The 13,222-nt window shown below is 54.8% G+C and carries 13 protein-coding genes and 1 riboswitch; of the genes, 8 read left to right on the forward strand and 5 right to left on the reverse strand.

The genetic code is table 11. From position 1 onward, the window contains the following. Positions 1-14 precede the first annotated feature (14 nt). The 3 genes from RIN67_RS03665 to RIN67_RS03675 are packed head-to-tail and all read right to left on the reverse strand — an operon-like array spanning position 15 to position 2,665. A complete protein-coding gene (locus RIN67_RS03665) occupies positions 15-668 on the reverse strand; it encodes an energy-coupling factor transporter transmembrane component T family protein (RefSeq protein WP_107738656.1) in 654 nt (217 codons plus the stop codon). Continuing rightward, positions 658-2,082, reverse strand: coding sequence for an ABC transporter ATP-binding protein (locus RIN67_RS03670; RefSeq protein WP_264999415.1), 1,425 nt, complete (start codon positions 2,080-2,082; stop codon positions 658-660). The genes RIN67_RS03665 and RIN67_RS03670 overlap by 11 nt, the downstream gene beginning before the upstream one ends. Before the next feature lie 16 nt (positions 2,083-2,098). Next, complete coding sequence (locus RIN67_RS03675; protein WP_024746726.1) at positions 2,099-2,665, reverse strand: ECF transporter S component; 567 nt, start codon at positions 2,663-2,665, stop codon at positions 2,099-2,101. An 86-nt stretch (positions 2,666-2,751) separates the two neighbouring features. Then, positions 2,752-2,843, reverse strand: a riboswitch (TPP riboswitch). A gap of 329 nt (positions 2,844-3,172) precedes the next feature. Between RIN67_RS03675 and RIN67_RS03680 the strand changes: the two genes are divergently transcribed. From RIN67_RS03680 to RIN67_RS03705, 6 genes are all read left to right on the forward strand, one after another. Continuing rightward, positions 3,173-4,342, forward strand: coding sequence for a D-alanyl-D-alanine carboxypeptidase family protein (locus RIN67_RS03680; RefSeq protein WP_264999414.1), 1,170 nt, complete (start codon positions 3,173-3,175; stop codon positions 4,340-4,342). A 131-nt stretch (positions 4,343-4,473) separates the two neighbouring features. Continuing rightward, the gene (locus RIN67_RS03685; RefSeq protein WP_264999413.1) at positions 4,474-5,295 is read left to right on the forward strand and encodes an HAD-IIB family hydrolase; all 822 of its coding nucleotides are present in this window, start codon (positions 4,474-4,476) and stop codon (positions 5,293-5,295) included. A gap of 155 nt (positions 5,296-5,450) precedes the next feature. After that, on the forward strand, positions 5,451-6,740 hold the full coding sequence (locus RIN67_RS03690) for a PTS transporter subunit EIIC (protein WP_264999412.1): 1,290 nt from the start codon (positions 5,451-5,453) through the stop codon (positions 6,738-6,740). Then, on the forward strand, positions 6,740-7,561 hold the full coding sequence (locus tag RIN67_RS03695) for an alpha/beta hydrolase (RefSeq protein WP_034544976.1): 822 nt from the start codon (positions 6,740-6,742) through the stop codon (positions 7,559-7,561). Before RIN67_RS03690 ends, RIN67_RS03695 begins: the two co-directional genes overlap by 1 nt. A 55-nt stretch (positions 7,562-7,616) precedes the next feature. Next, entirely contained in the window at positions 7,617-8,420 is an 804-nt protein-coding gene (locus tag RIN67_RS03700; protein WP_264999411.1) for a Cof-type HAD-IIB family hydrolase, read from the forward strand. Between the two features lie 78 nt (positions 8,421-8,498). After that, a complete protein-coding gene (locus RIN67_RS03705) occupies positions 8,499-9,155 on the forward strand; it encodes a hypothetical protein (protein WP_264999410.1) in 657 nt (218 codons plus the stop codon). Between the two features lie 112 nt (positions 9,156-9,267). Here the strand turns inward: RIN67_RS03705 and RIN67_RS03710 are convergent, their stop codons facing one another. Continuing rightward, entirely contained in the window at positions 9,268-10,227 is a 960-nt protein-coding gene (locus tag RIN67_RS03710) for a nucleoside hydrolase (RefSeq protein ID WP_264999409.1), read from the reverse strand. 156 nt (positions 10,228-10,383) lie between these two features. On the opposite strand from RIN67_RS03710, the gene RIN67_RS03715 reads away from it, so the two are divergent. After that, on the forward strand, positions 10,384-11,424 hold the full coding sequence (locus tag RIN67_RS03715; RefSeq protein ID WP_024746734.1) for a PrsW family intramembrane metalloprotease: 1,041 nt from the start codon (positions 10,384-10,386) through the stop codon (positions 11,422-11,424). Here RIN67_RS03715 and RIN67_RS03720 read toward each other — a convergent pair. Continuing rightward, on the reverse strand, positions 11,416-12,168 hold the full coding sequence (locus RIN67_RS03720; protein ID WP_264999408.1) for an alpha/beta fold hydrolase: 753 nt from the start codon (positions 12,166-12,168) through the stop codon (positions 11,416-11,418). The two genes, RIN67_RS03715 and RIN67_RS03720, sit on opposite strands and share 9 nt — an antisense overlap. Before the next feature lie 41 nt (positions 12,169-12,209). Here RIN67_RS03720 and RIN67_RS03725 point away from each other — a divergent pair, with 41 nt between their 5' ends. Continuing rightward, positions 12,210-13,214, forward strand: coding sequence for an NAD(P)/FAD-dependent oxidoreductase (locus RIN67_RS03725; protein ID WP_264999407.1), 1,005 nt, complete (start codon positions 12,210-12,212; stop codon positions 13,212-13,214). Positions 13,215-13,222: the final 8 nt, after the last annotated feature.

The raw sequence follows: 13,222 nt of genomic DNA on the forward strand, positions 1-13,222 counted from the left end.
AAAACTCCTTTCTGTTAAGGCAGGCCGACGAAGAGGCCGATTTGGACCACGACAAAGCCCAGACCACAGAGTAGCCAATCACGCCGACGGAGGGGAATCGTGACCGCATAAGTCCGGGGAGCCCCTTCAACGAACCCGTGAGAGGTCATGGCGTCCGCTAACTGGTCTGACCAGTTCATGGCCGCTAGGATGACCTTGAAGTACAGTTGGGGGGACCAGAAGTGGAGCACCTGTCCCCGCATCAGGGCGGCGGCGTGAATCGTTGCGACCTCGGCGCGAATCTTAGGCAACAGGTTGAAGGCTGCCAGGAACCCGTAAGCGAACTTCGCGGGCAGCTTAGCATTCTGCTCCAGTGATCGGGCCAAGGCTAGCGGCTGGGTAGTCTGGGTGAAGGTGGCCCCCAAGTAGACGTAGACGAACATCCGGGTGAAGATGACCGCTAAGAAGTGGTGCGAGGCGTCCCCCTGCAAGGCCAGTGACCAGACTAGGGCGCTGGCTAAGAAGAGGGGAACGGCCGTTAGCCACAGGAGGGTCTTGAAGTGAATACGTTGAACCACTAAGACGATTAAACTAAAGGCAATCAAAGCTAAGTTGACAGTCAAAACTTGGGTAAACGAAATTTCAAACGCAATCAACACGATGGTGGCAAGCTTGAGACTAGGATTCATGGCGCACCTCCTGAGCTTGGTAGCTGAAGTGTTGGTCGGCCAAGGCCAAGTGGTAATCGATAAAGCTGTCGAGGCCGCTCAACTGGTGGCTGATTAACACTAAGGTCAGCTTGAGGTCTGCTTGGGTGGTCGTTAGGAGTTGACGTACCGCGTGAATCGAGGCCAGGTCTAGTCCCTTTAGGGGTTCGTCTAGCAGGAGGACGTCGGGGGCCATCATCAGCATGCAGAGCAGCTGGAACTTCTTCTGCTGGCCACTACTGAGTGAGTAGATGACCTGGTCTTCACGGCCATCGAGCTGGAGGACTTTGAGTGCAGCGGCCACCCGGTCGGGCGTAAAGTACGCGTGTTGGCCGTTCTTCTGGGACAACGCCAATTCTTCACCTAAGGTGACGTTGAGAAATTGCGCTTGAGCCGCCTGAAACATCAACCCCACGTGACGAGCGTAGGTGCACCGCCGTAGCTTTTGGATGTTCTGTTGGCGGTAAGTGATTGTGCCGTCATAGGAACTCAGCCGGACCAGCGAGCGGAAGAAGGTAGATTTTCCACTACCGTTGGGGCCGGTAATCAACGTGGTTTTATGCGCCAGGATGGCGAGGTCTTGGGGCCGCAACAGTTGCCGGGTCCCTCGGCGTAGCCCTAGCTGGTGACCAGTCAGAATCTGCGGCGCATCGGGTGCGGGGAGCTGGACCTGAGTAAGCCGCAGCCGTTCCGGAGTAAAGGCGGCTAGGCGGGCCTGGGTCGCCGCGGTCGAGAGCTGGGTCGCCATCCCGTGGTCTAAGACGGTCAGGTGGTCGACCCATTGATCATAGCCACTGAGGTCATGGTCGGCGAGGATCACAGTCTTATGGCGTTCGCGACAGAGTTGAACCAGCTTGGTCATCAGGACTTGCCGTGTCGGTGGATCGATACTGGCAAAGGGCTCGTCTAGCAAGATAACGTCACTGTCCATGGCCACGATACTGGCCAGGGCAACTTTCTGTTGTTCTCCGCCGGATAGCTGCATTAAGGCGCGGTCACGAAGCTTGGTGATGCCAACGAATGCTAAGGCGGCGTCAATCCTTGCGGGCATTTGGGCTGGGTCGACCGCCTGGTTCTCCAAGACAAAGCGCAACTCGTTAGTCACGGTATCCATGGTGAATTGGGTGCTAGGTTCCTGGAACAGCAACGCGACTCTACGGGAGCGGGTGGTTGCCGGAAATGAGGCTAGAGCCTGGTCGTCGAAGGTGATGGTCCCCGTGGTGGGTAGCGGGGTCAGGCCAGCTATCAACCGGAGTAAGGTGGTCTTGCCACTGCCGGATGGACCGGTCAATAGGGAAAAACGACCGCCCCTAAAGGTGGCCGTTAAGTCCTTGAGCACGGGAGTTTCCCGGGCTGGTGGTGCGTAAGTTAAGTGTTGAATCGTAATGGTTGCCAAAGTGAATCCCTCCAGTTTAGTTCTTAGAGGTTGCGGGGAGGACGTGGGCCCGGGTCAAGAGGTTGGTGATCAGACGCGTCAAGATTCCCCCGAAGACAAAGATTGAGGCGAAGCGGACCACCAGTAATACCAGTAGGAAGCCCAGGTGATAGGCGTTGTAACCGGACCGGAAGTAGTCCCATAAGAAGGTGACTAAAGTGGTGGTCAGTGCGCTGAGCGTCAAAGTCAGCCAGTTGTAGAACTTATATCCCACGGCGGCGAAGCCCAATTCGGAACCGATACCTTGAACGGCCCCAGAAATTAAGGTAGATGCCCCCCAGGTTCCCCCCAGGAACATTTCCACTGCGGATCCTAGGAATTCGCCTAGGGTTGCGGATCCAGGAATTCGGATAACAAAGCCAGCTAAGGGCCCTGCCATGACCCAGATCCCTAAGAGCAGTTCGTTAGCCAGTGGCTGAAGTCCTGCAGGTGCTAAAGCGGCCGTCAAGACGGCGTAGAGTGGCCCCACGGCCCAGAAAATAACCCCCATAAAAATTGCTAAAATGGTGACCAGAATAATGTCACGAATATGCCAACGTTGCATGTTGTTTTCCCCCTATAGGTTATAGTGACGTGGTCACAACCAAAAAAATCCCCACGTAGCGCGTGGCTAAGTGGGGTTCTTGCTTGCATTTGAAAATACACCGTCCCTTCGCTGGTCTTAACCAGAGCAGGTTCAATGGGTTTGATCTCAGCCAAAATAGGCACCCCGTCGGATTTAAATTACTTTTAGCGTAACTAATCTGGACGAAAAATGCAACCGCTATCCTCTAAAATCGTACGGGGTGGTCTAAGCTTTTATAACTTGAATAGTGCTCAGGCCTAATCGGTGGGGCCTCAAATCTTCCGGTTGACGTAAATTTAGCGAGCGATGCGGTAGTTGTCACAAAGTAGTTGCGTAGCTTTTTAGTTTAAGGACTTAAAAATGGATTACAAGTACGTTACGGTCACAACAAGCTGGTTACAAAAAGCGGTAGAAGCTACCCGTGGCGTGATTGACGTGTTAGGTTATTATTAGAAATGTAATAAGATGGGAGCGCAAGAAGCAATTATGCAAGTCACAAAATTTAAGTGGGGCCTTTTTGCCCTGTTGGTTACTCTGATGGTTGGTTTGGGCGTTGGCCAAGCGACTACGGCCCAAGCGGCGGCTTATCAGACGGTAACGTCCAAGACCATTACCAAGACGGCCTACCATAAGAAGTCGAAAAAGGGGGCCCTGTACAATCAGACACACACGTGTAAAATCGTGAATCTGTCAGCGCATCCCAATACGACCTGGTATGCCACGAAGCAAGCGACGTTAAAGCACGCCAATTCCAAGGGCATTTACCTGTATGTGGCCAATAAGTCAGGGTCCATCAAGGGATGGGTCTGGCACGGCTACCTGAAGAAGGGGACTGCGCCGTTGTCCTTGAAGTACGCCAAAGGGGCGGTGGCCATGGATGCCCAGACTGGTAAGGTGATCTGGTCTAAGGCCGGGAATACGGCGCGGCCTATCGCGTCCGTGTCCAAGATTATGACGCTCTACCTGACGCTGCAAAAGGTCGAAAGTGGCAAGGGCAGTTGGAACGACGTGGTCAACACCAGCAGTAAAGGGCTGATTGCCATGGGGAACAGCGCTGCTTGTGGGGGCTTTAAGTTCAAGTCCGGGCACAAGTACACGGTCAAGGACCTCTACTACGCAGCTTACCTGGATTCGTCCAATAACGCGGCGATTGCGTTGGGGAAGTGGGTCGCTGGCAGTAACGGGGCCTTTATCCGGAAGATGAACGCCCAAGCTAAGACCTGGGGCTTAAAGCATGCCAGCTTTGTCTCCGCTTCGGGGTTGGAAAACAGTGACTTGGCAGCGTTTGGCTACCGTTACGGGTCAGCCAACGCTAACAAGGTCTCCCCAATCGACGTGGCCAAGATTGCCCGGCACCTGATCACGGACTACCCCCGGGTGGTCACGGACGGTCAGATTGGTTCGAAGTACGTGGATGGCCAGTTGCTCTACAACTACAACAACCTGTTGAAGGGGCGGAAGTATTATCAGGCCTCGTTAAAGGTTGACGGTTTGAAGACCGGGTACACGCCGTTAGCGGGCTACTGCTTCGTCGGAACTGGTCAAAAAGCGGGTAAGCACCGGTTGATCACGGTGGTCCTGCACGATGAAAATGAGTTCACCGAGACCCGTTCGCTGATGAACTACGCATACAAGAGTAGCAGCATGAACGCTTAATCATACTATCAGACGCTTGGAGTGGTCACTCCAAGCGTCTTTTTTGCGCCATAGAAGACAGTTGGTTGCAATGGACGCGACGGCTCGCGTATGATGAGAGCAGTTTTTGAACATGAGAGGACTGAGATGAGATGGAACTACCTCAATTGATTGCCACCGATCTAGATGGCACGTTTTTAGACCCGCACGGAAAGTACGACCGCAACCGGTTTGACCGGCTACTAGGCGCTCTGGACGCGCAGGGGAGCCGATTCGTCATTGCGACGGGTGATCCGCTCGACCACGTGCACGACCTGTTCGGTGACTTAGCACATGCCGATCAGTTGACCTACGTGGTCGAAGACGGAGCACTGATTGTCACGGGCACGGGCCGCGTCTTGCGGATGGCTGAGATTCCTGCAGACCTAAGCCGCTTTGCCATTCAGTGGATCCAGACGGCTCCCGAGATGGCGGAGAACTTTCTGATTGCGTGCGGGGCACAGCGGGCTTACACCACATTGGCCGCGGATAGTCAACGCTTTGCAGCCTCACGGGCCTTTTACCCCAGTTTGACCAGCGTTTCGGACTTACGGGCGGTTCCAGAACCGATCCTAAAGTTAGACCTGACTTGGTTACGGACGGATGTGCAGGCTCAGGTCGCAGCCTTCAACCGGCAGTTCGCGGGGCAACTCCTGGGGACCAGTAGTGGGCTGGGCGGGCTGAACGTCACGTTGCCTACGGTCAATAAGGGGGCGGCCATCCGCTTGCTCCAGCAGGAATGGCAGATTCCGGTGGCGCAGACCGCAGCCTTCGGGGATTCGGGAAATGACTTGGCGATGCTCCAGACCGTGGGACAGGGGATTGCCATGGCTAACGCGGCCCCAGAGGTTCTCGCCGCGATTCCCCGGCACACGGCCCAGACCAACGCGACGTCCGCCGTTCTCGACCAACTGGAGGCGTGGCTAACGGCTTAATGCGCTGTTAGCTGGTATATTTTGTCGGGACCGAACCTTTGCCATTGCGTTTCCAGGTAATGCTCAGTTTGAGGGGTGAGTACGTCAACTAAGCGTGCGACTGAGTCGGGGGGACTGCAATGCGCTACAATCGCAGGTGATTAGGGGATGGTCGGATGACAGAACGGGTTAGTCGGTTAGGCCGGTGGCTGATTGCCGGTGAAGTACGGTGGCGTCAGAATCGGCAGATTGCGGCGATTTACCGGAGCTTTCGGGTGATTTTACCACTAGTAGTGTTGGGGACTTTGGCGGACTTTGTCAACCAAGCGTGGTTGGAGCCCACCGGTTATTACTATCGAACATTGCACGTGACGGACTGGCTGCTGCAACGGGTCCGGCTCCAACAGATTACCTTACTCCTTCAAGCGGGAGCCTTTGGTATGGCCACCTTGGGGGCGGCCTTCGTGGTCGCTTACCAGTTAGTCGCGACCGCCACGCCACGGACTAACGACCGGTTAACGGCCGGTTTTGTGGGGGTCTTGGGGTTAGAGTTGATTAACGTGAACCCCCTGACGTTAGCGGTGACCCGGCCCATCCAGTGGGTTGCTATGGACCTAGGGTTGCGGAGCTTGGTCCTGGGCTTGCTGATGGGGCTGATCGTGGGCAACGCCTATCGGTGGGGCGTCTTACGGTGGCGCCAACCTGAAAATGACTTAGTGCGGCCCATGACCTTCAGTCTAGTGGGGATGCTGGCTACGGCCGGGGTTGCGGCTTACTGGTTGGTGCGCCAGCCGTTTAGCCTGCACGCCACGTTCATGGCCATCATGCGCGCCCCGTTACAGCTGACCAATGACGTCTGGCGGCTGATCGACTTCAGTATCCTAAACGGGCTCTTTGCTTGGGGCGGGTCACTGGGATCAATTCCGAGCAGCGGTAGTCAGTCTCTGGTCGCTGGCGAGAACCTGGCGGCGGTCCTGACGACGTCGGGCTGGCACTTGCCACACCCGTTGACCGAGCAAACCGTGATTCAGACCTACGTCAACATGGGCGGCCCGGGGATGACCCTCGGGCTTCTGGTGGCCATCTTTTTAGGCCGCCGGAACGCGGCACAACGCCGAATCGGCTGGTTGAGCCTGGTGCCCGTGTTGGGGAACTTCAATGCACCGCTATTACTGGGGTTACCAGTTGTGTTAAGTCCCATTTTGGGGATTCCGTTATTATTGGCCCCAGTGGCTTGTATTGGGACCAGTTGCCTGTTCTTAGGCCTACACTGGGTCCCTGCCACGGCCTACCCGCTGTTGACGGGGACGCCGGGACCGCTACTGGCATTTTTGGGAACCAGCGGTGCTTGGACGCCCGTCTTGTTAGCGGGCCTCAACTTGGTCTTAAGCACGGCCATCTACTACCCGTTCGTGAAGTGGGCGAACTTAGCTGATCGATTAGTGAAGCAGGGGGAGGCGTCGTGATGAAGTTTTGGACGAAACAACGGTTAGGTGGCCTGGGACTGATTCTGGGGTTACTGTTACTCTTGGCGATTCCCGGGCTGTTCTGGCGGTCCCAACAGTTGGCCCAGGTCCGGGCGAATTACCGGAGTCCCATGGCGCCCATTATCATGGTGCCAGGGTCGAGTGCCAATCAGAACCGGTTTAATCAGTTAGTCCAGCAGTTGAACACGGAGATGGGCACGCAGCATAGCCTGTTACGGGTCGAGGTTTTAACCAATGGCCAACTGAAAACCACGGGGACCATTCGGAAAGGTGATTATCACCCCTTCATTGTGGTGGGATTTCAGGACTCGCGGGATGGTCCAGCGAATATTCAACGTCAGGCCAAGTGGTTTACGATTGCCTTTAAATCGCTTCAAAAGGCTTTTCACTTCAACCGTTTCTCGGCGATGGGCCATTCTAACGGGGGCCTAGTCTTGACCCTGTTCATGGAACACGACTTGCAGGCCACGGGGGCCCATGCCGAGCGACTGATGACGATTGGGACGCCTTTTAACCTGGAAGAATGGGATACCAGTGTTGAGACGCCGCTCTTCAAGGAATTGGTTGCGGATCGTCAGAGCCTGCCCAAGGAGCTGGTGGTCTATTCGATTGCCGGCACGGAGACGTATAGCGGGGACGGGATTGTGCCCGTTGATAGCGTCAACCGGGGGAAGTATATTTTCCAAAAGCAGGTCAAGAGTTTTACCCAAGTCACCGTGACGGGGACGCAGGCCAAACATGGTGGTTTACCGGAAAATCAACAAATTATTAAGCTGATGCGCCAAGACCTCTTAAAGTAGGTTCACTTTCAGCGCGTTAACGGGTACACTGAAGGTACATTGGAGGGTATTGAGAATGATTAAGATGATTGCGCTCGATCTTGACGAGACGCTACTGAACACGGATAAAACGATTAATGACACCAACGTCGCAACGTTGCGGCGGTTACATGAGAACGGGTTGAAGATCGTCCTTTGTACGGGACGGCCCATCAACGCCATCTGGGGATACATTGAACAGCTGGGGTTGACCGGGGATGATGACTTTACGATCACCTTCAACGGGGCATTAGTGGTCAACAACGCGACCAAGGAAACCCTGGCCCAGAGTGGCCTGAGCCGGAGTGATTTTAAGGCGCTCCATGCCTTTGCCAAGACTAATGGGTACCCACTGGATATCCTGGACTTTGACCAGGTCTATCCCATGAATGATTTAACGCCGTCCGTATACCAACAGATGCTGAAGGCCCCGATGACGTTCAAGCCGATGCGCTTTGAGGACCTGCCCGAGACCCTTTACAGTAAGGCGGTCATGGCAACGGATGCTGCAACCTTGGATCAGGTCGTAGCCCAATTGACGCCAGAACTCAAGGACCAGTACCATGTTGTTCGCTCGCAACCTAAGATTCTGGAATTCTTAGCGGCGGATATGGATAAGGCCGTGGGCTTGGGTCAGTTGTTGACCCACTATGGTTGGGACTTTACCAACCTGATGGCCTTTGGTGACGCGGAGAACGACCTGGGCATGATCAAAGCCGCTGGTGACGGTGTCGCGATGTTGAACGGGCAACCTGGTGTCAAGGCGGTTGCTAATCACCAGACGACACGCGACAATAATGCGGCGGGAGTCGCTAGTTACCTGGACCAAGTCTTCGGGTAAAAGGCGTTTCAGTTGCGGTTTAGGCGCAATGGTGGCAGTATGAATGTTGAATGGGCATCACTTTAAGGAGGAGAGCTTATGCGACGTTTAGGAATCAAGCTAGGAGTGGCATTGGTCACGTTGGGGACCCTGAGTGGGATGGCCGTGCCGAGTGTGGCCAGTGCCAAGCAGGCGCCCAGCTTTAAGAATTCTGATCTACAGCGGTATTATAAGAGCGCTAAGTCCAAGACGGCCTTTCATTTTAAGTCCGTTAAGTCCGGCAAACACGTTCAAAATTACTTAGTTCTAGGAGACTTCGGTAAGCAAGTGGGGATTCGGTACGGGGTTCCGACCACGACCTTCAAGCTTAGTAACCGTGGGCGGACACTGTCTTGCAAGTACCGGTTGATCAACTTTAAGACTACAAACAAGCAGACGCCGCAGGCTTCGTTGTCCAAGAAGACCTACAACTTCAAGCTGACTAAGAAGTCGGCCACTAAGTTCACCACCAAGTTGTCGACCACTAAGCAACGGTACCTTTCAACGTCTGGCAAGACCTACACCTACACGTTGACTAAGAAGAATCCGGCAAAGTCGTATGCCAATAAGTACGCGAAGCCCACGCTGACTAAGCAAGTCCGTCAAGCCCTGAGCATTCAGTACCCGGACGTCTCAGCGGCGGAACGGCAAAAGGTCACGACCAAGCAGGTCAACCAATATCTTAAGACGTTGGTGGCTAACTTTAACTTAAAATAAAGCATTTAGTGTAACCGAAATGGTGGGAGCTTCCCGCCATTTTTTAGTTGTGAGGAACAAAAAACACGTCGACCGGTCAGCGGACCAGTCGGCGTGTTTGATCAAGCTATACTTATTTGTTGTTCTTGAACAGGGTTGTCAGGTAGTCCATGAAGACCTTCAGGTAACGGTCCTTGTCGACTTGAACGGCAACCTTGACGTTGGTTGGTTCGTTGAGACGGTTTTCGTCCCCAATCGTCCGACCATAGTCTTCCTTGCCGTACTTCACGCGCATGTTCAGGTCCAGCGTTTGGACGAAGCTTGGGTCCAGCGCAACCCCAACGGCGAGTGGGTCGTGTAAGGCACAACCACCTAAGTTGTCGTTGAATTGACGGTAAGCATCGATGTAGTAGTCCACGATGTCGGCGAACTTTTCACCCGCAACAGTGCCTAAGTCACGCCATTGTTGGGTTTCCTTGCGCGTCAGTAACGTTCGTAACGTGACATCCAACCCGACCATGGTCGAGTGCATTGGGCTCGTCAGCACGGCGTCAGCGGCTTCAGCATCTTGGTTGATGTTGGCTTCCGCGACGAAGGTTACGTTCCCAGGTAAGGTCAAGGCCCCACCCATGAACGTCATGTTGCCGATTTCGGTCGCAATTTCAGGTGCTTTCTTCAAAGCAGCTGCTAAGTTGGTCATCGGACCAGTTGGCACTAAGGTCAGGTCCTTACCGTATTTATGTACGGAATCAATTAAGAAGTCGATTGCGGACCCCTTCTCAACAGGACGTGAAGGGTCTGGCAGTTCTACTTGGCCAATCCCGTTTTCACCGTGAATGTTGGCACTAACTTGCATCCGGTCAAAATGGTCGCTGGTCGAGGAGTGACTTTCACCCACGTAGACTGGAATATCGGTGTGACCCAATAATTCCAAGATCTTCAGTGCGTTGACCGCACCGTCTTCGACATAGACGTTCCCGTAAGAACTCATGATACCGATCAGATTAACATCCGGTGCACCTAGCGCGTAGGCGATTGCCAAGGAATCATCGATCCCCGTGTCCAGGTCCAAAATCATTTTACGTTTTGCCATAGTAACTAATCCCCTCTTTGATACGTAATTGGCTACAAAGCCTAGTTTAACTATAATGTAACTGGTTTCATTAATCAACCCCGTGGTTGAAGCTGATGGCGTATCAAGGTAAGATGGAAAGCATACACACTTAGGCGATGATAAGGGGGAACGAGCATGGCCAATAAGGAGTCCGTAAAGCCGTTTAAACGGCATTTTGAGTACCATAATCACCTACTAGACGATGCGACTAAGGAGATGAATGAGTGGACGGGGGAGAACAAGGTGGTTGAGATTCACCTGTTTCAGATGTTCTCGGAAGTCTTCAAAACTCACGACCACGATGCCGCGGAAGCCTTGTTTATCGTGGGAACTCGCGAGACCACGCCGTCGCTAGAGGCCGTCTCGGTGACCCCGGTCAAGCCTTGGCTATTTTCGCGCGTATTTGCATTACTCGGAGTCAGTTTTTTCCTGTTAGCCATGTTATTTTTGGTTTTCCGCAGTAATAACGCCGTGCCGGGGATGATTTTTATTGGGTCACTCACGGTACCATTCTCACTGATGATGATGTTTTTTGAGATGAATGTTTTTCAAAATATTTCGGTTTACCAACTCTTAACGGTCTTCTTGGTGGGCGGCATCCTATCGTTGGTCGCCACGATGATCCTGTATTCGTTGATTCCGTCGGGTAACGGCGTGTCGTTGGGGTCGGCTGTCATCATTGGGTTCATCGAAGAGACCGCCAAGATGTTGGTGATTGCCTCCTTCATCAACCGGTTCCACCTCAACTATATCTTTAACGGATTGTTGGTAGGGGCGGCGATTGGCGCGGGTTTTGCCGTCTTTGAAACGGCGGGTTACACCGGCCAGTATGGCCTGGTCACCTTGCTGATGCGCAGTTGGCAGGCCATCGGAACCCACACAATCTGGTCGGCAATCATGGGGGCCGCTATCATCCTGGCCAAGGACCGGCATCAACCGGTCACCGGGAGTAATATGGTGGCACCTAAGTTCTTACGGTTCTATATTCTGGCGATTGGGCTTCACGCGGCCTGGGACTGGAATGCACCGTTTGCGGTTCTGAATATCCTCTACCTGCAACAGTGGCTGTTGATCGCCGTTGGGTGGCTGGCCATCTTCGTGTTGATCAACGCGGGGTTACGGGAGGCGCGGACCCTACAAGGGCAGCGTATCTTGAAGAAGACGCAGTTAGGTTGAGAATAGGAAAGTCGCGATGATGCGGTCAACGGTTGCGTTCTCGTGGAGAAGCGAGTGCTCAGTCTGCCAGACCTGACCGTGGATCAGTCGGAAGTGGTAACTGGCGTGATTGCCAACTAACGCCCGGAGCTTGGTGGCGTCGCTGACAGGGACCTCACCGTCGTTGGGGACCTGACCGATGACCCCAGCGAGGTTGAGGACTTGGAGCTGCGGCTCGGAATGTCGCAAGGGGGCGACGCCGGGAAAGTCGGCGCCGATGCAAACCAGCTTATTTACCCGGGCGGTGTCCCGGGGGGCTTGGTTGAGGTAGGCCACGGCGATGGTCCCACCGGAGGAGTGGCCGACTAGGTTAACCCGGGAAATATGGTCGCGCTGATGTAACTGTTGAATCACCGTGACCAGTTGGCGGGCTTCCCGTTGTGGATGTGTATTGTCGGCAAATAAAACGGGAATCAGGGGATTGTTGGCCCGAACGGGGGCCAGGTGATCCCAAGTCACCAGGCCATTTGTGGCCACGTGTGCGGTCAGACTGTGCGTAGCCAGGTGCGGTTGGGCCAGCGTCAGGGTCATACTGCGCAGTGAGAGCCAGTTGCCACCGTCCCCGGGAAGGAGTAGGGTGGCGGTACGGGTCTGGGGAACGCGCAAGTGACGAAGCGCCCGGTGATGGTTGGCCCAAGCAGCCGTTAATCCCCCCAGGAGGGCCACGGTTACCATGAGACTGATCCAGAAACGTTGATAATGCATGCAGGAGTCACCTTTCAATCACAGATTATGGAGGAACCAAAATGACAGAGACTTACGATATCACGATTATTGGCGGGGGCCCCGTTGGTATGTTCGCTGCCTTCTACGCGGGGATGCGCAACGCCCGGACGCAGTTGGTGGAGAGCTTGGACGACTTGGGTGGTCAGGTCAATGCCCTGTACCCGGAGAAGACCATCCTGGACGTTGCCGGGTTCCCAGCGATTCAAGGCCGCGATTTGATTGCCGCCCAACGCCAACAACTCGCACAATTTCCGTTGACCATTAAGACCCACCAGCCGGTGACTAACGTTGAGGCGCAGGCAGAGGGCTTTCAAGTCACCACACCGGCTGGCACCACGCAGACGCGAACCGTGATTATTGCGGTGGGTAACGGGGCGTTCCAGCCCCGGCCGCTGGCGGTACCCAACGCCGCAGAACTCGTGGCGAGTGGCCGGTTGCACTACAGTGTGCCCGACCGAGAAGCTTTCCGGGGTAAACGCGTCCTGGTAGCTGGTGGCGGTGATTCAGCGATCGACCAAGCTCTGATGCTGGAGCCTGTGGCGGCTAGCGTGACCCTAGTGCACCGCCGGAACCAGTTCCGGGGATTGGAACACATGGTGGACCTCTTACACCAATCAACAGTTAGAGTCCAGACACCGTACTTGATTCGCAACGTAACGGTCGCAGCAGACCAGAGCCTGAACGTGAGCCTAAAGCAGGTTGGGGCGACGGAAGAGCAGACCCTGAACGTGGATACCCTACTGGTCAGCTACGGCTTCACCTCCGATTACCACGTGATTGAGGGCTGGGACCTCCAGGTGGCCCGAGAACGCCGGTTGATTGCGGTGGATTCTACGATGGCCACCAACGTTCCCGGCGTGTACGCGATTGGCGACGGGGTCACCTATCCGGGGAAGCAACCGTTGATTGCGACGGGCTACGGGGAGGCCCCGTTAGCGGTACACGGGATTATGGACCGCTTCTTCCCCGAACGACGGGGCCCTATTCATAGTACCTCGCTTCACCGACCGACGCCTCATCAATGACTCGACTA

The organism is Levilactobacillus namurensis (assembly GCF_032197885.1).
In the GTDB taxonomy this organism is placed as follows: domain Bacteria; phylum Bacillota; class Bacilli; order Lactobacillales; family Lactobacillaceae; genus Levilactobacillus; species Levilactobacillus namurensis_A.